The organism is Pelomonas sp. Root1217 (assembly GCF_001425705.1).
In the GTDB taxonomy this organism is placed as follows: Bacteria; Pseudomonadota; Gammaproteobacteria; order Burkholderiales; family Burkholderiaceae_C; genus Pelomonas.
Genome location: NZ_LMDC01000023.1, coordinates 264,907 through 286,062, shown reverse-complemented (window position 1 = coordinate 286,062; position 21,156 = coordinate 264,907). Strand labels below are relative to the sequence as shown.

Annotated in this window: 20 protein-coding genes; 7 read left to right on the top strand and 13 right to left on the bottom strand. The window is 67.7% G+C overall.

Going from position 1 to position 21,156, the window contains the following annotated elements; translation table 11 throughout:
* Nucleotides 1-99 precede the first annotated feature (99 nt).
* Nucleotides 100-441 carry a ribosome hibernation-promoting factor, HPF/YfiA family gene (gene hpf / locus ASC95_RS15595; RefSeq protein WP_057298635.1) on the bottom strand — a complete coding sequence of 114 codons (342 nt, stop codon included), beginning with the start codon at nt 439-441 and terminating at the stop codon, nt 100-102.
* Between the two features lie 413 nt (nt 442-854).
* Here hpf and corA point away from each other — a divergent pair, with 413 nt between their 5' ends.
* The 3 genes from corA to ASC95_RS15580 all read left to right on the top strand — a co-directional run bounded on the left by corA (nt 855) and on the right by ASC95_RS15580 (nt 4,207).
* Nucleotides 855-1,844: a magnesium/cobalt transporter CorA gene (gene corA, locus ASC95_RS15590; protein ID WP_057298634.1), complete on the top strand. Its 990-nt coding sequence runs from the start codon at nt 855-857 to the stop codon at nt 1,842-1,844.
* Between the two features lie 545 nt (nt 1,845-2,389).
* Nucleotides 2,390-3,307 (top strand): MerR family transcriptional regulator, encoded by a 918-nt coding sequence (locus ASC95_RS15585; protein ID WP_057298633.1) that lies wholly within the window; start codon nt 2,390-2,392, stop codon nt 3,305-3,307.
* Between the two features lie 27 nt (nt 3,308-3,334).
* Nucleotides 3,335-4,207 carry a hypothetical protein gene (locus tag ASC95_RS15580; protein WP_057298632.1) on the top strand — a complete coding sequence of 291 codons (873 nt, stop codon included), beginning with the start codon at nt 3,335-3,337 and terminating at the stop codon, nt 4,205-4,207.
* A gap of 67 nt (nt 4,208-4,274) precedes the next feature.
* Here the strand turns inward: ASC95_RS15580 and ASC95_RS15575 are convergent, their stop codons facing one another.
* Genes ASC95_RS15575 through ASC95_RS15565 form a run of 3 tightly spaced genes read right to left on the bottom strand, consistent with a single transcriptional unit; the run spans nt 4,275 to nt 6,376 of the window.
* Nucleotides 4,275-5,141, bottom strand: a complete 867-nt coding sequence (locus ASC95_RS15575; protein WP_057298631.1) for a hypothetical protein — start codon at nt 5,139-5,141, stop codon at nt 4,275-4,277.
* Nucleotides 5,142-5,156: 15 nt separating this feature from the next.
* Nucleotides 5,157-6,026, bottom strand: coding sequence for an ABC transporter ATP-binding protein (locus ASC95_RS15570; RefSeq protein WP_057298630.1), 870 nt, complete (start codon nt 6,024-6,026; stop codon nt 5,157-5,159).
* Nucleotides 6,023-6,376, bottom strand: a complete 354-nt coding sequence (locus ASC95_RS15565; protein WP_057298629.1) for a GntR family transcriptional regulator — start codon at nt 6,374-6,376, stop codon at nt 6,023-6,025. The genes ASC95_RS15570 and ASC95_RS15565 overlap by 4 nt, the downstream gene beginning before the upstream one ends.
* Nucleotides 6,377-6,518: 142 nt before the next feature.
* On the opposite strand from ASC95_RS15565, the gene ASC95_RS15560 reads away from it, so the two are divergent.
* The 3 genes from ASC95_RS15560 to ASC95_RS15550 are packed head-to-tail and all read left to right on the top strand — an operon-like array spanning nt 6,519 to nt 9,654.
* A complete protein-coding gene (locus tag ASC95_RS15560) occupies nt 6,519-7,454 on the top strand; it encodes a chromate resistance protein ChrB domain-containing protein (RefSeq protein ID WP_057298628.1) in 936 nt (311 codons plus the stop codon).
* A complete protein-coding gene (locus ASC95_RS15555; protein WP_057298627.1) occupies nt 7,451-8,623 on the top strand; it encodes a chromate transporter in 1,173 nt (390 codons plus the stop codon). Before ASC95_RS15560 ends, ASC95_RS15555 begins: the two co-directional genes overlap by 4 nt.
* Nucleotides 8,624-8,634: 11 nt before the next feature.
* Nucleotides 8,635-9,654 (top strand): Cj0069 family protein, encoded by a 1,020-nt coding sequence (locus ASC95_RS15550; protein ID WP_057298626.1) that lies wholly within the window; start codon nt 8,635-8,637, stop codon nt 9,652-9,654.
* 2 nt (nt 9,655-9,656) lie between these two features.
* Here ASC95_RS15550 and ASC95_RS15545 read toward each other — a convergent pair whose 3' ends face one another.
* The 8 genes from ASC95_RS15545 to ASC95_RS15510 all read right to left on the bottom strand — a co-directional run bounded on the left by ASC95_RS15545 (nt 9,657) and on the right by ASC95_RS15510 (nt 18,315).
* On the bottom strand, nt 9,657-10,709 hold the full coding sequence (locus ASC95_RS15545; protein WP_057298625.1) for a DMT family transporter: 1,053 nt from the start codon (nt 10,707-10,709) through the stop codon (nt 9,657-9,659).
* A 14-nt stretch (nt 10,710-10,723) separates the two neighbouring features.
* Nucleotides 10,724-11,224, bottom strand: coding sequence for a hypothetical protein (locus ASC95_RS15540; protein WP_057298624.1), 501 nt, complete (start codon nt 11,222-11,224; stop codon nt 10,724-10,726).
* A 9-nt stretch (nt 11,225-11,233) separates the two neighbouring features.
* Nucleotides 11,234-11,614, bottom strand: coding sequence for a hypothetical protein (locus ASC95_RS15535; protein WP_057298623.1), 381 nt, complete (start codon nt 11,612-11,614; stop codon nt 11,234-11,236).
* Nucleotides 11,615-11,679: 65 nt separating this feature from the next.
* Nucleotides 11,680-14,820 (bottom strand): efflux RND transporter permease subunit, encoded by a 3,141-nt coding sequence (locus ASC95_RS15530; RefSeq protein ID WP_057298622.1) that lies wholly within the window; start codon nt 14,818-14,820, stop codon nt 11,680-11,682.
* A gap of 10 nt (nt 14,821-14,830) precedes the next feature.
* Nucleotides 14,831-15,949, bottom strand: a complete 1,119-nt coding sequence (locus tag ASC95_RS15525; protein WP_057298621.1) for an efflux RND transporter periplasmic adaptor subunit — start codon at nt 15,947-15,949, stop codon at nt 14,831-14,833.
* Nucleotides 15,946-16,584: a hypothetical protein gene (locus tag ASC95_RS15520; RefSeq protein ID WP_057298620.1), complete on the bottom strand. Its 639-nt coding sequence runs from the start codon at nt 16,582-16,584 to the stop codon at nt 15,946-15,948. The genes ASC95_RS15525 and ASC95_RS15520 overlap by 4 nt, the downstream gene beginning before the upstream one ends.
* The gene (locus ASC95_RS15515; RefSeq protein ID WP_057298619.1) at nt 16,581-17,813 is read right to left on the bottom strand and encodes a TolC family protein; all 1,233 of its coding nucleotides are present in this window, start codon (nt 17,811-17,813) and stop codon (nt 16,581-16,583) included. The genes ASC95_RS15520 and ASC95_RS15515 overlap by 4 nt, the downstream gene beginning before the upstream one ends.
* 139 nt (nt 17,814-17,952) lie before the next feature.
* Nucleotides 17,953-18,315 (bottom strand): hypothetical protein, encoded by a 363-nt coding sequence (locus tag ASC95_RS15510; protein WP_057298618.1) that lies wholly within the window; start codon nt 18,313-18,315, stop codon nt 17,953-17,955.
* Nucleotides 18,316-18,520: 205 nt separating this feature from the next.
* Here ASC95_RS15510 and ASC95_RS15505 point away from each other — a divergent pair, with 205 nt between their 5' ends.
* Nucleotides 18,521-19,396, top strand: coding sequence for an alpha/beta fold hydrolase (locus ASC95_RS15505; RefSeq protein ID WP_057298617.1), 876 nt, complete (start codon nt 18,521-18,523; stop codon nt 19,394-19,396).
* Nucleotides 19,397-19,426: 30 nt separating this feature from the next.
* On the opposite strand, the gene ASC95_RS15500 is transcribed toward ASC95_RS15505, so the two are convergent.
* Nucleotides 19,427-21,133 carry a PQQ-dependent sugar dehydrogenase gene (locus ASC95_RS15500; protein WP_235537942.1) on the bottom strand — a complete coding sequence of 569 codons (1,707 nt, stop codon included), beginning with the start codon at nt 21,131-21,133 and terminating at the stop codon, nt 19,427-19,429.
* Between the last annotated feature and the right edge of the window lie 23 nt (nt 21,134-21,156).

Here is a 21,156-nt window from a genome sequence, read left to right as displayed (position 1 = left end):
TCCCTYCCCACAGGCTCAACACGTGAGCCATCACGAATCAATGCGCAAAGAGCCAAAACAAAAGCGGCCCAAAGGCCGCCGTGAGATGAGCCAGGGGCTTCAGCGTGCAGGTACCTCGAGGCGCTTGGCCGAGGCGTGGTGGTGATCCTGCACCTTGTCCTTGTGGCGGCAGACCTGGCGATCCAGCTTGTCCATCAGCTGATCAATGGCGGCGTACAGATCCTCGTGGGATTGCTCGACAAAGATGTCGCGGCCCTTCACATGCAGGGTCACTTCCGCGCGCTGGCGGCGTTCCTTCTCCTTTTGCTTCTCCACGGTCAGCAGGACGTTGATGTCAACGACCTGGTCGAAGTGGCGGGTCACACGGTCCAGCTTGGTGAGCACGTACTCGCGCAGAGCGGGCGTGACGTCGAGATGATGGCCACTGATCGTCAGATTCATAAAGCCTCCTTTCAGAGGAATGGGTCGGAAAACAAACCAGAAAACTAAAGACGAAGGGGAGGGAGGAGGAGGGGTCTTTCGGGTAGCGGAGGTGGGTGGGAGTGGGGAAATCGACGAGTCCAGTTTGCTCGCGAAGCTGCGGCATGACAAGGGGATGACGGTGACCGTTTGTCGGCTGGAGGGCCTCGTTTTCGCGGCTTCTTTCACGTCTTGAGCGGGTGCAATAATCCGCGGCTATTCCCCCTACGGAGCCCTTCTTGGACAGCGATCACCCTCGGTGACCGTCCACTCCCGCTGCCGGCCTTCCTGAGGCCCCGCCCGGAGTGAGACGGTTGACCTGAATCCCGCCACCCCGGACGGCGCTGCGTCGTCGTCCTTTCGCCAGTCTGGCCAGCGCTGCCAGGAGACGATGCATGCTGAATGTGTTCACGCTGGACAACGGGCGCCTGAAGGGTGGCCTGTTCCAGGAAGAAATCGAAACCGCCGAGGACCTGGCCCAGTCGCGCCCGGTCTGGGTCGATCTTGAAAGCCCGAGCGCCGAGGAGAAAGGCTGGATCCGCGACCGCTTCGGCCTGACCATCCCCGAGGACATCGTCGACGAGGACCTGGAGGAATCGGCGCGCTTCTACGAGGAAGACAACGGCGAGCTGCACATCCGCTCCGACTTCCTCATCGAGGGCGACGAGGGCCCCGACGGCAAGTCGGCGCGCAATGTGCGCGTGGCCTTCATCCTCTTCAACAACATCCTGTTCTCCGTCCACAACGAGGACCTGCCGGTGTTTCGCCTGCTGCGGCTGCGTGCGCGGCGCATCCCGGCCCTGATCGAGGATGCCAAGGACGTGCTGCTCAAGCTCTACGACGCCGACGCCGAGTACTCGGCGGACGTGCTCGAGGGCATCTACGACAAGCTCGAGGCCGTCAGCGTACGCGTACTGAAGAGCGACGTGACCGACGCCGCCGCCGGCGAGGTGCTGTCGGCCATCGCGCGCGAGGAAGACCTGAACGGCCGCATCCGCCGCAATGTGATGGACACGCGCCGTGCCGTCAGTTTCATGATGCGCAGCCGCATGCTCAACGCCGAGCAGTTCGAGGAATCACGCCAGATCCTGCGTGACATCGATTCACTCGACTCACACACGGCTTTCCTCTTCGACAAGATCAACTTCCTGATGGATGCCACGGTCGGTTTCATCAACATCAACCAGAACAAGATCATCAAGATATTCTCCGTGGCCAGCGTCGCCCTGCTGCCGCCGACGCTGATCGCATCGATCTACGGCATGAACTTCAAGAACATGCCGGAACTGGAGTCGAGCTGGGGCTACCCATTCGCCCTCGTGCTGATGCTGCTGTCTGTCGCCGCGCCCTTCATCTATTTCCGCCGCAAGGGCTGGTTGAAATAGACCACCCCGTACCGGCTTCGCCGGCCCCCTCAAGGGGGCACTGCCAGTGGCCCAGCAAAGCTGGATCCACGGCAGTCGCGCGGTAATTCGACAAGAAAAAGGGCCCGCATCGTGGTGGATGCGGGCCTTGGTCATAAAAGCGGTCGCAGAACGCCTCGAAGCCAACGAGGGAGGGAGGGAGGAGGAGGAGAACGGCTTCGAGATTGCTACTCTGAGATCAGAGAGGTTGCGCGACCTAAATTCGTGGTTGAGCGGAGAGTGCGAGTCGAGTCAGGGCTCGGGTTTTTACCGGTGTGTAGCCCGAGAGTGGGCACCGATCGCGAAATTCCAAGGCCCTGTACCGAGTTCCCGTGACGATTGTTGTCTTCGTCGCGGGTGGTTTTGCTCTATCCCGTGTGCCTGCAGCAGGATTACAAACAGTAGGATGTGTAAGTCGCTTTGTCGAATATTTCTGTTCGTGTGCGACCCGCCTCTCCCGCGCGGCCGGAATCGACTGCTGTCCCCGCTTTGTGCAGCGCGAACCAAGCGCGACCAGGGAGCCGGCGATGAATGATTCGGTCGATGGCATCGGCATCACCGCCGTCGAGCGAGATACCGGCATTCACAAGGAAACGCTGCGCGTCTGGGAGCGCCGCTATGGTTTCCCGTCGCCCTGGCGCGATGGCACCGGCGAGCGCCTGTACCCGGCGGAACAGGTGCAGCGGCTGCGGCTCGTGAAGCGGTTGTTGGACGCAGGCCACCGTCCGGGCCGTGTAGTCGCTGCGTCGGTACAGGAGTTGTCGTTGCTGCTGCAGCTGCCTGCCGCGGTGCCCGTGGCGGGCACGGCTTTAGAGCCTTTTGAGATCGCTGCCTGCACCGCCCTGCTGCAAAGCCATGACGTCGAGGGGCTGAGGCGTGCGCTGTCCGAGGTCATACTGCGCCGCGGCCTGGGGCGAGGCGTCATCGAGGTCTTCGCGCCCTTGACGACGCGCATTGACGAGCTGTGGATGAGCGGGGCGCTGCAGCTCTTCCAGGAGCACCTCTATGGCGAATCCCTGCAGGGGGTGCTGCGCCAGGCCATGCATGCGCTGCCGCCCCCCACCGGTCGCCAGCCGCGGGTGCTGTTGACAACCCTGCCCGGTGAAAGCCACGCGCAGGGCCTGCTGATGGTCGAAGCCCTGCTGGGCCTGGAGGGCGCCGTCTGCCTGTCGCTGGGCGTGGAGACACCGTTGGCACAGTTGCCCGCCGCTGCGGTGGCCTGCCGGGTCGATGTAGTCGCGCTGAGCTTCAGCGGCCAGCTGGCCCCCCGCGCCATGCTGGACGGACTGGCCAGCTTGCGCACGCAGCTGCCGGTCGCGGTCGAAATCTGGGCGGGCAGCAGCGGCGGCCGGGCACTCCGTTTGCCAAGCTACCCGGAAGGCGTACGCTGCCTCGACGGACTGGCCGCAATCGCGCCGGAGATAGCGCGCTGGCGCGAACTTTAGAATCCCGCCTCTAGACGAGGATTTCTCATGCTTTACCCTGAACTGTTCAAACAACTCGAAGCCGTGCGCTGGAACATGGACCGCGATATCCCGTGGGACAAGTTTGACGCCAGCCTGTTGAGCGACGAACAGGCCCAGACCATCAAGATGAACGCCATCACCGAGTGGTCGGCTCTCCCCGCCACCGAGATGTTCCTGCGCGACAACCGCGAAGACAGTGACTTCTCGGCCTTCATGTCGGTGTGGTTCTTCGAGGAGCAAAAGCACAGCCTGGTGCTGATCGAGTACCTCAAGCGCTTCCGCCCCGACCTCGTGCCCACGGAGGCCGAGCTGCACGAGGTACGTTTCGACTTCGACCCCGCGCCGGCGCTTGAGACGCTGATGATGCATTTCTGTGGCGAGATTCGCCTGAACCACTGGTACCGCCGCGCGTCGGAGTGGCACAACGAGCCCGTCATCAAGGCCATCTACGAAACCCTGTCGCGCGACGAGGCCCGCCATGGCGGCGCCTACCTGCGCTACATGAAGCGCGCCATGGCCAAGTTCGGCGACGAGGCCCGCGCCGCCTTCGCCAAGGTGGGTGTGCTGATGGCCAGCGCCCGCCGCACGGCGCAGGCCCTGCACCCGACCAACCTGCATGTCAACGCCAAGCTTTTCCCGCGCGACACCATCCAGAGCCGCCTACCCGATCCCGAGTGGCTGGAGCGCTGGCTGGACAAGCAGATCCAGTTCGACTCGGTCTGGGAGAACAAGGTCGTCGAGCGCATCCTGCACAACATGAGCCTGCTGATGGACCGCAGCTTCGCCACCGTGCAGGAGCTCAACCGCTTCCGCAAGGAAGTGGCGGCGCGCATCACGCCGCCGGCGGCACCCGACGCTCTGGCCAGTTCACCGACCTGAGGCGTTCAGAAATAAAAACCGGGGCCAGTTGAACTGGCCCCGGTTTGCTTTTGGGCAGGCCGGCCGCTCAGGCGCCGCGTGCCCGCTTCATCACCACCAGCGCGAAGCCGGCGGCGGCCACGGCGACCCAGCCCAGGAACTGCAGCGAGGCGAGATCGGCCAGCGTGTGGCTCAGGTCCTGCAGCGACCAGGTCCACAGGTTGACGTCCGACATCAGGGCCGACTTCAGGCCTTCCGCGTCATTGATCATCGAGTGGCCGAGGCGCTCGTTCCAATCGCTCAGCGCCTGCAGCGGCCAGTCGATGCTGTAGACCTTGTGCAGCACCAGGGTGACAACGAAGCCGCCAACGAAGACCAGCGGCACGCCCAGGCGCTTGAGCCAGGCCGAAGCGGCCATCAGCACGAAGATCATCGGCGCCAGCCACAGCATCAGCGGCACGGTGCCTACCAGGCCACGCAGCAGCAGGGGTAGCGCCGCCGAGACGACCTCGCCCCAGTTCACCGACATTGCCGCGCCCAAGCCCGCCTTGCTGCCCAGCACCGACATCGCGATGGGCAGGCCGAAAAGGGCCCCCACGACGGCGCCGCCCAGGGGCGCCAGCCAGGCATGGGCCAGCACCGTCGACGCGACGCTCTCGCTCGGGCGCCCAGGCAGGGAGAGCCAGAACTCGATCGAGCGGTCCTGAGCATCGCGGCGCGCCAGGCCGGGCAGCTGGAACAGCGCCACCAGCAGGCAGATGGCATACACCGCGCAGGTGCTCAGCAGCAGGATGGCCAGGCCGATCAGCTCTGGGTGTTCCACCGGCAGGCCCTGCACATGGCCGAAGGGCAGCATGGCCAGGAAGAGGATCGGCGGAGCGAAGGCGGCGATCAGCCAGCCGCGCTTGTGCTGCATCCATTCGCGCAGCAGCAGGGTGGGGATGTGGTTGTTCATGGCATTTGCTCCAGTTCAGGCTTGCTTGCCGTTCAGCGCCGGGTTGCGGGTCAGCGCCATGAAGAGGTCGACGAGGCTGGGGCGCACGCGCTGGCCCAGGCTCGTGATGTGCTCGGGCGGGGGGCCATCGAACAGCGACGTCGTGCGGCCCTGCTCGCGGTAGCGCAGCAGCGGGTGGGCGGCGGCCATCGCGTCGGCGGCCGCGGGGTCGTGGTTCAGCGCGACGAAGCGGCGGTCGATGTCCTCCAGGCTGATCGACAGCGCCACGCGACCTTCGTCCAGCATGATCACGTCGGACAGCAGCGCCTCCACCTCCTCGACCTGGTGCGTTGAGATCAGCACGCTGCGCTCGCCGTCGCACCACTCGTCGATGAGCATCTCGTAGAAGCTCTTGCGCGACACCACGTCCAGGCCCAGCGTCGGCTCGTCCAGGATCATCAGCTTGGCGTCGATGGCGGCGATGAGCGCCAGGTGGGTCTGGGCCACCATGCCCTTGGACAGGCTCTTGATCTTGTCGCCCTCGCTGACGCTGGTGCGCTTGAGCAGCGTGCGGGCGCGCTCGGCGGAGAACTTGGGTTGCAGCCGGCCCATCAGCGTGATCAGCTCGTGCACCCGGGCCCAGCGCGGCAACACGGCCACGTCCGGGATGTAGCTGAGCTCGGTCAGCAGCTGCTGGCGGTTGCTGGTCGGCTCCAGCCCCAGCACGCTCAGCTCGCCCTGCACCGGCAGCAGGCCGACCATCGCCTTCATGAGGGACGTCTTGCCGGCGCCGTTGTGGCCCAGCAGGCCGACGACGCGGCCCTTGGGTACCGCGACGGACACGTCGTTCAGCGCTGTCTTCTTGCCGTAGCGCAGCGTGATGTTCTTGGCTTCGATGAGGTTCATGTCGACTCCCAGTTCAGATCCTTGGCGGTCAAGCCCAGCCGCTTGAGCTTGGCGCGCAGGGCGGGCCAGTCCTTCTGCAGGAACTGCTCGCGCTCCTGGCGCAGCAGCCGCTCGCGGGCGCCGGCCCTCACATACATGCCCAGGCCGCGGCGCGACTCGATCAGGCCATGGTCGCTGAGCGCCTGCAGCGCTCGTGTGACCGTCAGCGGATTGATGACGTACTGGCTGGCGAGTACGCGCACCGAAGGCAGGGCCTCGCCTTCCGGGGGGCTGCCGTCCAGCAGTTGCACGGCCAGTCGGTCGGCGAGCTGCTGGTAGATCGGTGCCTGGTCTGTCCAGGTGGGAGTCATGGGAGCTCCGGGGTGTGTTGCTGATGTAGCACACCATATCTCCTGGCCCAGGAAGCGGCCTAGCGGAGGGCGACAGGCTGCAGATTTGGGGGGATGGACTGCGTGCGTTGCGATTAAGACATGTTGTTATATATTCAACCAAATGAAGTGGCTGCTCCTCATCCTCTCGCTGCCGACCGAGAACACGGCCGCCCGCATGCGTGTCTGGCGGGCGCTCAAGGGTTGCGGTGCGGCGGTGCTGCGCGACGGCGTCTATCTCCTGCCGCACTCCGAGGCGCATGAGGCGGCGCTGGGTGGCATTGCCGACGACCTGCGCCAGAACGACGGCACGGCTCATCTGCTGGGCACGGAGTCGGACGATGCAAATTTCCCTGCACTGTTCAACCGCGGCGCCGAGTTTGCGGTCCTGCTGGGCGATATCGCCGACGGCCGCAAGCGGCTCAGCGCCGGGCAGGCGACGGAGTCGGTCAAGCTGGCTCGCAAACTGCGCAAGGCCTTCGACCAGCTCCTCGCCATCGACTTCTTCCCCGGTGAGGCCCAACGCCAGGCTCGCGAAGCACTGGAGGAATTCGAGGAGCAGGCCAGCCGGCTGCTGTCGCCGGACGAACCTCAACCCGCCGTGCGAACCATCACGCCGCTGGATCGGGCCGACTATCAGGGGCGGACCTGGGCCACGCGCGCCCGGCCGTGGGTGGACCGGATGGCCAGCGCATGGCTGATCCGCCGCTTCATCGATCCCGAGGCCCGCATCCTGTGGCTCCAGTCACCGGCTGACTGCCCGAAGAAGGCGCTCGGCTTTGACTTCGACGGCGCGACCTTCACCCACGTCGGCGCGCGCGTGACCTTCGAAACACTGCTCGCCAGCTTCGGCCTGGAGACGCCCGCGTTGCTGCGCCTGGGCCTGCTGGTGCACAGCCTGGACATCGGCGGCGTGCAGCTGCCGGAGGCCGCGGGCGTCGAGCGCGTGCTGGCCGGCATGCGCGAGGCCATCACCGATGACGACCAGCTGATGCAGGTCAGCGCCGGGGTCTTCGAGGGACTGCTCACCGCTTTTCAGAACGCTGAAGACAACCCATGAGCCACAACTCAACCGCGCCTCGCTACACACTGTGGCAGCTCGTTCGCTACATGCTGGGCCTGGGCACCTGGGGTTTTGGCGGCCCGGTGGCGCTCGTCGGCTTCATGTACCGCGACCTCGTGGAGCAGCGCGGGTGGATGTCCGAGGCCGAATACAAGGAGGGCATGGCCCTGGCGCAGCTGATGCCGGGGCCGCTCGCTGCCCAGCTCGCCATCTACCTGGGCTATGTGCACCATCGCGTGCTCGGGGCCACGCTGGTGGGCGCGGCCTTCGTGCTGCCGTCCTTCTTGATGGTGGTTGCCATCGGCGCGGCCTACCGGGCCTTTGGCGGCATCTCCTGGATGCAGGCGGTGTTTTACGGCGTGGGTGCGGCGGTGATCGGCATCATCGCGATGAGCGCCTGGAAGCTGACGACCAAGAACATCGGCAAGGACAAGCTGCTGTGGGCCATCTTCGCGGCCAGCGCGGCGGTGACCGTCATCACCAAGTCCGAGGTCGTCTGGCTCTTCCTCGGCGCGGGCGTGCTGGTGTGGCTGGTTCGCGCGCCGCCCAAGTGGTTCTCCAGCGGCGGTCAGCTCAACGGCATCGCCGCGCCGTTCATCGGCTTCTTTGCCATCGACACGCTGGACTGGCACAAGCTCGGCCAGATCGGCGCCTACTTCGCCTATGCGGGCAGCTTCGTCTTCGGCAGCGGCCTGGCCATCGTGCCTTTCCTTTACAGCGGCGTTGTGCAGGAATACGGCTGGCTGACGGACCGGCAGTTCGTTGACGCCGTGGCCGTCGCAATGATCACGCCCGGCCCGGTCGTCATCACGACGGGCTTCATCGGCTACCTGGTCTCGGGCTTCTGGGGCGCCGTCGTCGCGGCGGCGGCCACCTTCGTGCCCTGCTATCTCTTCACCATCCTGCCGGCGCCGTATTTCAAGAAATACGGCAAGCGCCCAGGCATCGTTGCCTTTGTCGATGGTGTGACGGCAGCGGCCATCGGCGCGATCACCGGCGCGGTGATCGTCATTGGCCAGCGCTCGATCACCGATGTCGCGACGGCCGTGCTGGCGCTGGTCACCGTCGCCTTGCTGTGGCGTTTCAAGAAGTTGCCCGAGCCTGTGGTCGTGGCCGCTGCCGCGTTCGCAGGGCTGCTGCTCCATCCCTTGGCCCAACACGCCTGAGGAGGCTCGTCATGGCTGCCGACCGATCACTGTCCCTGGCACTGCTGTACCCGGGTGACCGCGCGGCTCGCGACCGCAGCGATCCAGCGCAGAGCCGGTTTGCTGTGCTGTTCGAGGCCTTTGCCGCCGCCGGCATTGCGGTTGAACCGGCCGTCTATCACGACGACTTCGCCGATGAGGTTGCCGCCCAGCTGCAGCGCGTCGATGGCGTGCTGGTCTGGTGCAACCCCATCGAGGCGGGCCGCCGCCGTGACCGGCTCGATGCGATGCTGCGCGAGCTGGCCGCGGGGGGCGTCTTCGTCAGCACGCATCCCGACACCCTGCTCAAGCTCGGCACCAAGGACGTGCTTGTCGCCGTCCGCGACCTGCCCTTCGGCAGCGATGCGGTGCGCGTCGACAACCTCGCGCAACTGGCCGACGAGTTGCCGCAGCGGTTGACCAGCGGGGCGCGCGTGCTCAAGCAGTACCGCGGGCAAAGTGGCAACGGCGTCTGGCGTGTCGAGGCCAGCGGCTCCGCGCTTTTGAAGGTGCGCCATGCGCAGCGGGGCAGCGAGGAGGAATTGCTCAGCCTGCACGAACTGCAGCAGCGGCTGGCGCCCTATTTCGAGCCGGAAAACGGCGGCCACATGATCGACCAGGCCTGGCAGCCGCGTCTTGTCGACGGCATGGTGAGGGCCTACCTCGTCGAGGACCGCGTTGCGGGCTTTGGTCACCAGGCCGTCAATGCGCTCCACCCCGCGAAGGGCGGTGAGCCGCCGCCTGCCACCAGCCCGCGGCTTTATCACCCGGCGGACCTGCCGCAGTTCCAGGCGCTGCGGCAGCACCTGGAGTCCGGATGGATAGACCTGTTGCGCGAGCGCGTCGGCCTGAGCCGAGACCAGTTGCCCATGCTGTGGGATTGCGATTTCCTGTTCGGCGAGCAGCCGGGCAGCTATGTGCTCTGCGAGATCAACGTCAGCAGCGTGTCGCCGTTCCCACCGTCGGCCGTCGCGCCGCTCGTGGCGGCAGTCAAGGCGCGCCTGGGCCGTTGACCTCAGTGGTCATGCACGTGATGGGCGTCCGGCACATGCGCGTGGCTGTGGCGCTCGGGCCGGTGTCGGTGCCGATGGCTGTGCGCGCCTTCGGGCATCGGGTCGTGGGCATGGGCGTGATGCCCATCGTCGTGCCGGTGCGCGTGCTCGTGTTCCAGCGACTCGTGCTCATGCTCATGGTCGTGCGACTCGGCCAGGTGCAGCGTGACACCCAGCAGCATCAGCAGGCCCCCCGCGGCCATGCCCCAGCCGGCTGAGCGGTCCCCCAGGGCGAAGGCCAGTGCCGCGCCGATGAAGGGCGCGAAAGCGAACACCGAGCCCGTGCGCGCCGCACCGAACTCGCGTTGGGCCAGCAGGTAAAAGCGCAGGCTCAGGCCGTAGCCGGTCGCGCCAATGCCCATCAACCCTGCTGCTGTGCCAAGGCTGGGCATCGCCTCGCCCGCAATGAGGGCCAGCACCGTCGTTGCCGCCGCACCGAGCGCCGCCTTGGCGAGCACGACCTGGCCGGGATCACGTTCAGCCAGCGCTCGTGACAAGGTGTTGTCCGTGCCCCAGGCGGCCGTCGCCGCCAGCACGGCAAGCAGCCCGATCCATTGGCCACTTGACGCCAGGCCCTGGTCAAGAATGAGCAGCACGCCGCCCGCGAGCAGCAGCAGCATCGCCGCCCAGACGCGTCGGTCCATCGACTCGCCATAGAGGCGCCAGGCCAGCACGGCCGTGAAGAGAGCCTCCAACGTCAGCATCAGCGACGCGCCGGTACCGCTGGTACGTTGCAATCCCCAGGCCAGCGCCACCGGGCCGATTACCGCGCCGAAGAGGGCGACGGCCAGCAGACGTGGCATGTCCGAGCGGAGCACGCGTGCCTCCTTCTCGGCCTTCTGGCGCAGCAGTGCGCCCACGAGACCGGCGCCGGCATACAGCAGCGCCGCCGTCGTGAACGGCCCCAGTCCTTGGCCGAGCTTCTGCACCAGAGGCGTGCTGACGCCGAACAGCGCGGCCGCCAGCAAGGCCAGCAGGCCGCCACGCAGCGCAGGGAGGTTCAGGTGAAGGGGCACGCTCGGCTTCGCTCTCAGGGCTGCCCACCGTGCCGAACCAGCCGCTTGTGAAAGCCCGTGATCGTGAGGGTCACCGTGACCGGCTGCTGGCTGCGGTTTTTCCAGAACCAGCCATGCGTGCCAGCGAACGGCGCCACGAAGGTGCCGGCACCCTGGCGCTGGCCGGCTTCGATGTCGTAGCTGGTGTACTCGTCCTTCGAGCCGGTCCGCTCGCCATGCAGGTCCACGGCCACGTCGCCACTGGCGGACCAGTGAAAGACCATGCCCTGGCCGGCGTCGAGTTCCGCCTGGACCTCGGCGCCCTTGCCCGGGGCCAGCGTCACCGTCACGGTCTCTGTGCGCGGCGCCAAGGCGCTCGGCTTAACCGCGGGCGCATCGAAGCTCTGGCCCGCCTGCTTGCCGAACACGGCCTCGGCCCTGGCTGCGAGCGTCGCGTTGTCGCGGGGCGCATCGGCCGCCCAGAGTGGCGTGCCAGCGGCGAGCAGAACACCCAGCGCAATCAGTCGTTTCGTCATGACGGCACCTTACTTGATGGTGAAGCGCACCGTCGCGGTCTTGCCCTCGACGTTGTTCAGCACGGCCACGATCTTGGCACCTGGGGCGATCTTCACGCCGGTGGCGCGCAGCTTGTTGCCTTCGGTGGCCTTGACGTCGACTTCGGACTTCTGCGCGCCGTTCAGCACGGTCAGCTTGCCGGAGATGCCCTTGGAAGGCATGTCGTCATCATGGTCGACAAGGTAGATGGTCGCGCCGTCGGCGTCGACCACCAGCTCGAAGTTCACGTCGTTGGCGACCTGGACGATGCCGCCGTGGCGCGCTGCGGCCGAGCCGTGGGCCATCGCAGGGGGCATCGCCAGAGTGCTCGCGGCCAGCACGGCGGCGATCAGCAGTTGCTGGGTCTTCATGGGGTTCATCTCCAATCGGGGTGCGGCGCTCTTGTGCAGGCGGCGCCGCGTGGCCTGGTTGATTCCTAGAACGCTTCCTGGGCTTGCGCCGGGGTATCGGTCTCGCTGGGTTCCAGCAGCCGTTGCAGCGGCTTGCGTCCCACCAGCCAGAAGATGACCGGCGTCAGCACCGTGTCCAGCAGCGTCGAGCTGACCAGGCCGCCGAAGATGACGACCGCGACCGGGTGCAGGATCTCCTTGCCCGGCTCGTCGCCGGCCAGCAGCAGTGGTGTCAGCGCGAAGGCAGCGACGAGGGCCGTCATCAGCACCGGCGTCAGCCGCTCCAGCGAACCGCGCACGATCATGGGCTGGCCGAAGCGCTCGCCCTCGAAGCGGCACAGGTTGATGTAGTGGCTGACCTTCAGGATGCCGTTGCGCGTGGCGATGCCGGCCAGCGTGATGAAGCCCACCATCGTCGCGACCGACAGCGTCACGCCGGCCAGCCACATGGCGATGACGGCGCCGACCAGCGCCAGCGGGATGTTGGCCATGATGACGCCGGCCAGCACGGCCGAGCGGTAGCGCGTGTAGAGCACGAGGAACATCATCGCCAGCGAGATCAGCGACAGGCCCACGATGAGCTGCGTCGCCTGCTCCTGCGCCTGGAACTGGCCCTCCAGGCTGACGAAGGCGCCGGTGGGCAAGGCGGTCTTGGCAATGACCTGGCGGATCTCGCCGATGACGCGGCCCATGTCGCGCCCGTCCGTGTTGGCGTAGACGACGATGCGCCGCCGGCCGTTCTCGCGGCCGATCTGATTCGGTCCGTCAGACTCTTCCACGGTGGCGATGCTGGACAGGGGCAGCCGCCCGGCCGGCGTGTCGATCAGCGTGCGCGCCAGGTCCTGTGGGCTGCGCTGGTCGTCGGGCAGGCGCAGCACCAGGTCGTAGCGGCGTTGGCCGTCGACGATTTGCGCTCCCTGATTCGGATGCGCTCCATCGGTCAGCGCCTGCAGCACGCGCACCGCCTCGCCCGGCGACAGGCCGGCCTGCGCGACCTTGCGCTGGTCCAGCCGTACGGCGATCTGCGGGATCAGCACCTGCTTTTCGACGGTGAGGTCCACCAGGCCGGGCACGCCGCTCAGGCGGGCGCGCATCTGCTCGGCCAGGCCGCGCAGCGTGTCGGTGTCGTCGCCATAGATCTTCACGGCGATCTGTGCGCGCACACCGGACAGCAGGTGGTCCAGCCGGTGCGAGATCGGCTGGCCGATAGCCACCTGGGCGGGCAGCGAGGCGAGCTGGGCCCGGATGCTGGCCATCACCGCCTCGCGGTCAATGGGTTTGCCGCCGCGCCGCAGGTCCACGTCGATCTCCGACGAGTGCACGCCCTCGGCGTGCTCGTCGAGTTCGGCGCGGCCGGTGCGGCGGCCCACCTGGGTCACCTCGGGCACCTGGCCGATCAGCGTCTCGGCCAGCGAACCCATGCGGTTGGCCTCGGCCAGCGAGGTGCCGGGGTTGAACATCAGCGACAGCACCAGCGAGCCCTCGTTGAAGGCCGGCAGGAAGGCGCGCGGGAAGAACGGCACGCTGGCTGCAGCCGCAGCGACGGCGATGGCGGCTGCAGCGATCAGCAGCCTGGCGCGCGGGAAGGACCAGGCCAGCAGCCGCGCGTCCCAGCCCTTGAGCCGTGCCACCAACGGGCTGTCGCCATGGTCCAGCCGCTTCATGCGCGGCAGCAGGAAGGCGCTCAGCACCGGCGTGACCGTCATCGACACCAGCATCGACGCCAGGATGGACACGATGTAGGCAATGCCCAGCGGCGTGAACAGCCGGCCCTCGATGCCCGGCAGCGCGAACAGTGGCACGAACACGAGCACGACGATCAACGTCGCGTAGACGATGCCGGTGCGTACTTCGACGCTCGCGGCCCGCACGACCTCCAGCACTGGCCGCGGGTGGGCCAGCGCCCGGTTCTCGCGCAGCCGGCGCTGGATGTTCTCGACATCGACCACCGCGTCGTCCACCAGCTCGCCGATGGCGATCGCCAGGCCGCCCAGCGTCATCACGTTGATGGACTGGTCGAGCAGGCGGAACACCAGTGCGGTGACAGCCAGCGACAGCGGGATGGCGATCAGCGAGATCAGCGTCGTGCGCACCGACAGCAGGAAGGCGAACAGCACGATGGCCACCATGACGGCGCCGTCGCGCAATGCGCCGGTGACGTTGCTGATCGAGGCCTCGATGAAGTCGGCCTGGCGGAACAGCACTTGAGGCGCGCTCAGGCCCTGGGGCAGGCCGGGCTTGAGCTCGCCCAGGGCCGTTTCGATCTGCTTGGTCAGCCGCACCGTGTCGGCGTCCGGCTGCTTTTGCACGCTGACGATGACGGCTGGCGCGCCCTTGTAGCCGGCGTCGCCGCGCTTGAGGCCGGCAGCGAAGCGCGCGCTGGCCACCTGCTCCAGCAGGATGGCGCGGCCGTCCTTCCAGGCCACGGCAATGCCCTGCAGGTCCTCGATGCGGTGAGTGCGGCCGAGATGGCGAATCAGGTATTCGCGGCTGTTCAGATCGATGAAGCCGCCGCCCGCGTTGCTCGCAAAGCCGCGCAGCGCCTGCTCCACCTGCGTCAGCGACACGCCGAGCTGGGCCATGCGCACCGTGTCGGGCTCCACGCGCAGCGTGCGCACCTCGCCGCCGATGGGAATGACCTGAGCGACCCCGTGGATGGCGAGCAGCCGGGGCCGCAGAACGAAGTCCGCGTACTCGCGCGCCTGCATCGGCGTCGCCTGTCCGGCGCCCAGCGGCAACGCGATCAGCATGACCTCGCCCATGATGGACGAGACGGGGCCCATGACCGGCGCGATGTCGCCCGGCAGCTGGCCGCGCATTTGCGCCAGCCGCTCCGCCACCTGCTGGCGGTTGCGGTAGACGTCGGTGCCCCAGTCGAACTCGGCGTAGACGAGGGACAGGCCGACGCCCGACGTCGAGCGCACCCGCGTGATGCCGGGCATGCCGTTCAGCGCCGTCTCGATGGGAAAGCTGACGAGCTGCTCCACCTCCTCGGGCGCCATGCCACCCGCCTCGGTCAACACGGTGACCTGTGGCTTGTTCAGGTCGGGGAAGACATCGACCGGCGTGCGCCAGGCGGTGAGGCCGCCATAGGCCATCAGCAAAGCGGCGATGGCCAGCACAAAGAGGCGGTTGCGCAGGCTGGTGTGGACGATCCAGTTGAACATGGCCGTCCCTTCAGCGGATCTGCGCGATGAGCGCCGCGCCAACGACGACGACGCGGTTGTCCGCCGCGAGGCCGCGCGTGACGAGCACGGTCTTCGCGTCCAGCGGCCTCACCTGCACCGGTTGCGGCGTGTAGCGCTCCGCGCCCGTCTTGATCCAGACGACGGTCTCGTTGACGGGGCTGCGCACGACGGCCTCGGCCGGCACCACAACGCCCTTGGCCTTGTCCTTCATCAAGACGATGACCCCGACCGTCTGGCCGACGGCGAGCGATGTCGCTTGCCCGGCCTTGTCCGCCTGGGCGCGGAAGCTCAGCGGCAAGGTGCCGTCCCGCAGTGCGCGTGGCACGCCGGCCAGTTGCAGCTTCACGCCGCCGATGCCCGCCAGCTCGGCGCCGGCGATGCGCGGGCCCAGCGTGACGTCAGCCGTCTGCGCTTCGACCATCAGCCGAGCCGGGTCGACGATGTCGACGAGCACGTCGCGCGCGTCGATGACCTGGCCGGCCATCAGCTCGGAGCGGGCGATGACGCCCGACACCGGCGCGCGCAGCGGCTCGCGCTGGTCCAGGCTCGCGGCGATGCTGCGCTCGCGGGCGGCCAGGGACTCGGCCTCCAGCCGCGCCGCCTCGATCTCCTTGCGCGGCACCGTGCCCTCCAGCCCTTCGAGGCGCTTCAGGCGCTGCTCGGCGAGCTGGCGGCCGGCGCGCAGCTCCGCGCGCTGGGCTTCCTGGTTGGCCTGCGCGAAAGGCTCGGCATGATGGTGCAGCCAGGCGAGGACTTCGCCCTTCTGCACGGTCTGGCCTGGCACAGGAAGTCCCTTGGGGCCGGGCTCGATGCGGCCACCATGGCTGGCCTGCACACGGCCGCTGGCATTCGGGTCCTGCACCACACGGCCGGGCAACTCCAGCGTCGCGGCGGCCTCGGTCTCGGGGGCGATCAGCGTGCGGATGCCCATTCGGCGCTGGGCCAGCTTGGGCACGTTGACACTGCCGTCGGGCAGACGCACGAGGCCCGAGGCGTTGGTCGGGCCGGCCTGGTCGAGGTGTTCGCCATTGGGGCCATGGGCGCCGGGACCGGCGAGCCCGGCCGTGGCGGCCAGCAGCAGTCCAAGGGTCAGCAGCGGGCGCTTCATGCCTGACCTCCGTTCCAAGTCTTGTTGCCGGGGCGGCGCCGCCAAGCGGCGACGGCGATCAACACGACGGCAATCAAGCCCATGCCGATCCAGAGCTTTTGCGAGCCACTGGTGTGTTCGTGGCCATGGTCGTCCGCGCCAGCGTGGTCATGCGCGTGCGGCGCCTCGGCGGCGGCCTGGGCCTGCTCGGCCGTGACCTTCAGCGTCGCGTCCAGCAGGTCGGACTCGTTGCCATGGATGACTGTGATGACGATGGCGTGTTCGCCGGGCTTGCTCAGCAACTTCAGCATCGCCTCGTCGGCCACGGCGTAGTCGCCAATGTCGTCGTGGAAAGGGGCCTTGGCCTTGAGCCCGCCGGACTCGACTTCGACCTGGGCGTTGAGCACCGGCTCATTCGTCGCGAAGCGGTCGATCAGCATCGAGAACTCGCCGCCGGCGAGCGTGGCGACCAACTCGAACTGCTCGCTCTTGGCCTCGATGCGCGGGCGGCTGCCGCCGGGCGCCGCGGTTGCCGTCGGGGCGTCGAGGTGTTCGCCGTTCGGGCCATGGGCGCCCGGGCCGGCGAGGGCACCGAGACTGACGGTGGCCGCGAGTGTGGCTGAGGCCAGCGCGCGCAGCAGGGAGATGCGGGTCATGGGAGGAGTCCTTGGGCTTGTTGGAGCCGCGCCTGGGCGAGGCGCAGATGGGCTTGCTGGCGTTCGCTGGCGGCCTCGGCCTGCGCGGCGGCGCTCAGCGCCCGCAGCAGTTCGGGCAGCGGCGCTTCGCCCGCCTTGAAGGCCTTGTCGATGTGGTCCGCCCGCTCGCGCAGCAGCGTGGTGCGCTGCGTTTCGAGGTCGGCTTGCACTTCAGCACCTTGCAGCTGGCTGCGCGCCAGCTCCAGCTCGACCGCGAGGCGGTCACGGGTGCGTTGCTGCTGGGTCAGGGCCAGGTCGACCTCGGACAGCGCGGTGGCGACGCGCGGCTGGGCGTACGTCGCGCTACCAAAGGGCAAGCGCAGCGCGACGCCAATGCTGTTCAGCGCCGGATTGCCCTGGCCGGGGCGCTCCTGGCGCAGGTTGATACCCAGCTCGGGGGCGTCGCCCCGCTGGGCCTGTGCCAGGGCGAGCTGCCGCTGGGCACGCTCGACGGCGCGTGCGGCGAGCTGCAGTTCGGGGTGGGCCTCATCGAGGTCGACGGTCGCCCCTGCAAGCGGGGGCTCGAACCGCGCGGCAACGGCAAGGCCCGTCAGCAGTTGCCATTGCGCCTGCTGGGCGCGCAGCTTCTGCGCAACCTCGGCTTGCAGGGCCTGGCTGGACAGCCATTCGGCCCGAGCGGCCATCGCGTCGGCCGGCGCCAGGTCGCCGGCCTTGACGCGGCGGTCGACGTCTTCGGCGAGGCGGCCAAGCAATTGGCTTTGCAGCGCGGCCTGGCGCTGCTCCGCCTCCAGGCCGCTCAGCTGGCCGAGGGCTTCGCGCACCTGGCCGGCCACGTGCAGGCGGGCGACCCGCTCGGCGGCGGCGCTCCAGTCGAGGCCGGCCTGGGCGGCCTGGCCGGCGGTTGCGCGGGCGCCGATGCGCCACAGCGGCAGGGCGACGCCGACCTCGGTTTCGCGCTGGCCGCTGGCGCCACTGCCGCGGCCTTCACGCTGGGACAGCTGCAGCGCTGGCGGCGCGGCGAGCCAGCTGGCGGCGACGGCCTGGTCGGCGCGAGCCTGGCGTTGCTGGCCCTGCGACTGCGTCGCCTCGGCGGAGCGCTGCCAGGCGGCGTCAATCGCCTGGGCCAGGCTGGGGCGGCTGGCCGCAAGCGCTGCGGTATTCGAAGGGGGCTGTGCGGCGCAGGCGAGCGCGCTGGCAGCAAGGGCGCTGCCGGCGAGCCATGGCGCCAACCATGGAGAGATTTTCACGAGAGTCCTGATGCGAAAACGGCGGCGACCCGCATGGGGCCAGCCCAGGGCTGGTCATGCGCAAGAGGTCACCGCCAGAGCGACAGAGGGCCGCGCGTCAGCGCGCGCGGGTCGCGGCGGATCAGGACTGGGCTTTGGGTGGCCGCTCGGGGCCGGCAAGGCAGGGCGGTCGGAGCGGTGTCGCCGCGGTCTGCACCGGCATCGCCGGCGGCAGTTGCGGCAAGTGCAGGTCAACACGGGTCATCAGGACCGGTGAATGCAAGCCGCAATCGCTGGCCAGATGGTGGGCCGAGGCGAGCGACTGATCCTCGTGGACGCCGCTGGCGTCGCCGTGATCGTCGTGATGATGAGCCTGGCCCTCGAAGTGCATCAACGCATGCTGCTGCTCTTCCTGGCCCGCCATCCCCACGGCAATGCCTGCATGGGCCAGCGCTTGCCAGCACATGCACAGCATCAGCAGGATGGTCGTCAGGCCGCGGCGCATGGTCGTCAGTTTAGCGGGGCGACTATTTGAGGCGCATGGGCGTGTCCAAAACGGCCCTGCTCCTTGGCCTGAAAAGCGACTCGATCTCCCGGGGCTTGTGCGGCCGGTAGCAGCCAAATCCCACATCGCTGTCGGGCCTTCTGAAGCGCCTGCTTGGTTCAGAGGTTAGGGTTTGGCCTTCAGGAAGTGAAGCAGGAGATGGCTCATGGATACGCGCGTGCGACATCGTCGAGTCAGGGTCGGCAACGTCGATGCGTTCTATCGCGAAGCAGGACCGGCAGGTGCACCTGTCGTGCTGCTTCCGCACGGCTATCCGTGTTCGTCTTATGAATTCCGCAACCTGATGCCCAGGCTGGCTGACCGCTGGCGGTTGATTGCGCCGGACTACCCGGGCTTCGGATACAGCGCAACGCCGGACGATTTCGACTACAGCTTCGACGGCTACGCCGAATTCCTGGACGACTTCGTGCGCGAACTTGGCCTGCTTCGATTCGCCCTTTACCTGCACGATTTCGGCTCTCCCATCGGTGCCCGGCTGGCCATCCGGGCGCCCGAGCGCATCGTGGCGCAGATCATCCAGAACGGCGACATTCCCTACGAGGATGCGCTCGGGGCGAAGTACGCGGACATCGAGAAGACCTGGACCCTGCCGGCCGCCGAGATGCGTTCCAAGCTGGCTGAAGCGATCAATGAAGAGACATTCAAGGAAGAGTTCCTGAATGCCGTCGGGCCAGCGCTCGCGGATTGCATGCCGCCGGACCTGTCGAAACTGCACTGGTCGCTGATGACGCCTGAACGGCGGGAGGTTGCGATCGACCTGATCGCAGGCCTGAAGGAAAACCGCGCCTGGTTCCCGAAACATCGTCAGTACCTTCGTGAGCACCGTCCGCCCTCGCTGATCGTCTGGGGACCGCATGACGACTACATGCCGGAAAAATCGGCCCGCGCCTACCTGCGCGACCTGCCCGACGCCGAGCTGCACCTGCTCGATGGCGGCCATTGGCTGCTGGAGACGCATCTCGAGGAGGTCACGGCGCTCGTGCGCGACTTCCTGGCGCGAGTTCACCCTGGCGCTGCATAGCAGGCGATGCGTCGACGCCGCGCTTGCACCTCACTTCGGAGCGACGCGCCAGATCTCGCCGGTCACATCGTCATCCACGAGCAGTGAGCCGTCCTTCAGCACGGCGACCGAGCTGGGCCGGCCCCAGACTTCGCTGTCGCTGGCGACGAAACCGGTCACGAAGTCCTGGTAGCGGCCCGTCGGCACGCCCTCCTTCATGAACACCCGGACCACTTTCGAACCCGTGCGCGTCTGCCGGTTCCAGGAGCCGTGAAAGGCGACGAACAGGTCGCCGTCGTAGGCCTTCGCGAACGCTGCAGGAGCGGCCGGCGGCGCCTCGTACATGACCATGCCCAGTGGCGCTGCGTGTGCCGTCAGCAGCAGATCGGGCGCCGTCACCTTGTCGCGAAGGTCAGGTCGATGGCCGGCGAGACGAGGGTCTTCATGGGCGCCGATGTAGAACCAGGGCCAGCCATAGAAGGCGCCTTCCTTCACCCGGGTCAGGTAGTCCGGCGGCAGGTTGTCGCCCAGCAGATCGCGTTCGTTGACGCTGCACAGCAGGCTCCCCGTGCGCGGGTAGAGGTACATGCCGACGCAGTTGCGCAGCCCTGCGGCGTAGGTGCGCCGGTTCTTGCCGTCGGCGTCGAATGCCAGCACCACGGCGCGGCCTTCCTCCTCACCCCAGGCCGCACCCAGGCCGTGCCTGGCTTCCCAGCCGGCAAGCGGCTCGGGAGGCGCCTTGCCGATGCCCTCGGCGACGTTCGTCGCCGAGCCGATGGACAGGAACATCGTGCGTCCGTCGGCAGAGAACACCAGCGTCCGTGACGAGTGCGCGCCGACGGCCTGGGACAGCTTGGGAACGACCACTTCGGGCTCACCGCCGGCCACAAGGTCGCCGTTGCGGTACGGATATCGAACGATGGAATTGACGAAGGCCACGTAGAGGTACTGCGGGTCGGGGCCTGCCGGCCAGAAGGCCAGGCCGAAGGGGCGGTCCATGCCCGAGGCAAAGGTGCTCACCACATCGGCGGTCCCGCCCGTGGACGACCGGAACACCTTGACCAGTCGTTTCGTCGTGGACGAGATGAAGATGTCCCCGTTGGGTGCCTTGACCATGACACGGCCGCGATCGGGGTCTTTGGCCCACAAGCTGACCTTGAAGCCCTCGGGCACCAACGGCAGCGTGCCCTCGGGGCGTGGCACCGTGCGGGGGCCGTTGCTCGCGCTTTCGGTGGCAAATGGCGTGGGCAGGTCGGCCACCTTCCACTCGTGGATCCGCCCCGGTCGATCAGCACTCCAGCTGCCCACGTCTGCACCAGGGACCGCCGGCTTGCTGGCCGCAGTGCTCACCGCCACCGTGGTCGCCGGGCCTGAAAGCTTTTCGAGATAGGCCAGCAGTGCCTGGCGTTGTGCCTCGTCTGCCATGCTGATCGGCATGGTGGTGCCCGGCGCATAGGCCGAGGGATCTGCGACGAAGCTGTCCAGTTCCGCCTTCGTCCAGACCTTGCCCTTCGCACCCAGCGCGGACAGTGCCGCCGAGTAGCCGAAGCCCGGCGCTTCACCCACCCCGCGCCCGACGATGCCATGCAGGCCGGGGCCCATCAGCGCGCGCCTGTCCGGTGTCACGGTGTGACACATGGCGCAGTTGCTGTCGAACAGCCGTTTGCCCAGGGCGATGTCTTGCGCCTGAGCGGGTGCCATGGCCGCCAGGGCGAGCAGGCCGTAAGCCGCGGCCCGCATGATGTGAAGGGGGTTCAATGGGTCTCCTGTGATCGTTGTGC

Excerpts from the sequence above, each read along its gene's own strand:
- hpf (WP_057298635.1), bottom strand. The coding sequence starts at position 441 with ATGAATCTGACGATCAGTGGCCATCATCTCGACGTCACGCCCGCTCTG.
- corA (WP_057298634.1), top strand. The coding sequence starts at position 855 with ATGCTGAATGTGTTCACGCTGGACAACGGGCGCCTGAAGGGTGGCCTG.
- ASC95_RS15585 (WP_057298633.1), top strand. The coding sequence starts at position 2,390 with ATGAATGATTCGGTCGATGGCATCGGCATCACCGCCGTCGAGCGAGAT.
- ASC95_RS15580 (WP_057298632.1), top strand. The coding sequence starts at position 3,335 with ATGCTTTACCCTGAACTGTTCAAACAACTCGAAGCCGTGCGCTGGAAC.
- ASC95_RS15575 (WP_057298631.1), bottom strand. The coding sequence starts at position 5,141 with ATGAACAACCACATCCCCACCCTGCTGCTGCGCGAATGGATGCAGCAC.
- ASC95_RS15570 (WP_057298630.1), bottom strand. The coding sequence starts at position 6,026 with ATGAACCTCATCGAAGCCAAGAACATCACGCTGCGCTACGGCAAGAAG.
- ASC95_RS15565 (WP_057298629.1), bottom strand. The coding sequence starts at position 6,376 with ATGACTCCCACCTGGACAGACCAGGCACCGATCTACCAGCAGCTCGCC.
- ASC95_RS15560 (WP_057298628.1), top strand. The coding sequence starts at position 6,519 with ATGAAGTGGCTGCTCCTCATCCTCTCGCTGCCGACCGAGAACACGGCC.
- ASC95_RS15555 (WP_057298627.1), top strand. The coding sequence starts at position 7,451 with ATGAGCCACAACTCAACCGCGCCTCGCTACACACTGTGGCAGCTCGTT.
- ASC95_RS15550 (WP_057298626.1), top strand. The coding sequence starts at position 8,635 with ATGGCTGCCGACCGATCACTGTCCCTGGCACTGCTGTACCCGGGTGAC.
- ASC95_RS15540 (WP_057298624.1), bottom strand. The coding sequence starts at position 11,224 with ATGACGAAACGACTGATTGCGCTGGGTGTTCTGCTCGCCGCTGGCACG.
- ASC95_RS15535 (WP_057298623.1), bottom strand. The coding sequence starts at position 11,614 with ATGAAGACCCAGCAACTGCTGATCGCCGCCGTGCTGGCCGCGAGCACT.
- ASC95_RS15530 (WP_057298622.1), bottom strand. The coding sequence starts at position 14,820 with ATGTTCAACTGGATCGTCCACACCAGCCTGCGCAACCGCCTCTTTGTG.
- ASC95_RS15525 (WP_057298621.1), bottom strand. The coding sequence starts at position 15,949 with ATGAAGCGCCCGCTGCTGACCCTTGGACTGCTGCTGGCCGCCACGGCC.
- ASC95_RS15520 (WP_057298620.1), bottom strand. The coding sequence starts at position 16,584 with ATGACCCGCATCTCCCTGCTGCGCGCGCTGGCCTCAGCCACACTCGCG.
- ASC95_RS15510 (WP_057298618.1), bottom strand. The coding sequence starts at position 18,315 with ATGCGCCGCGGCCTGACGACCATCCTGCTGATGCTGTGCATGTGCTGG.
- ASC95_RS15505 (WP_057298617.1), top strand. The coding sequence starts at position 18,521 with ATGGATACGCGCGTGCGACATCGTCGAGTCAGGGTCGGCAACGTCGAT.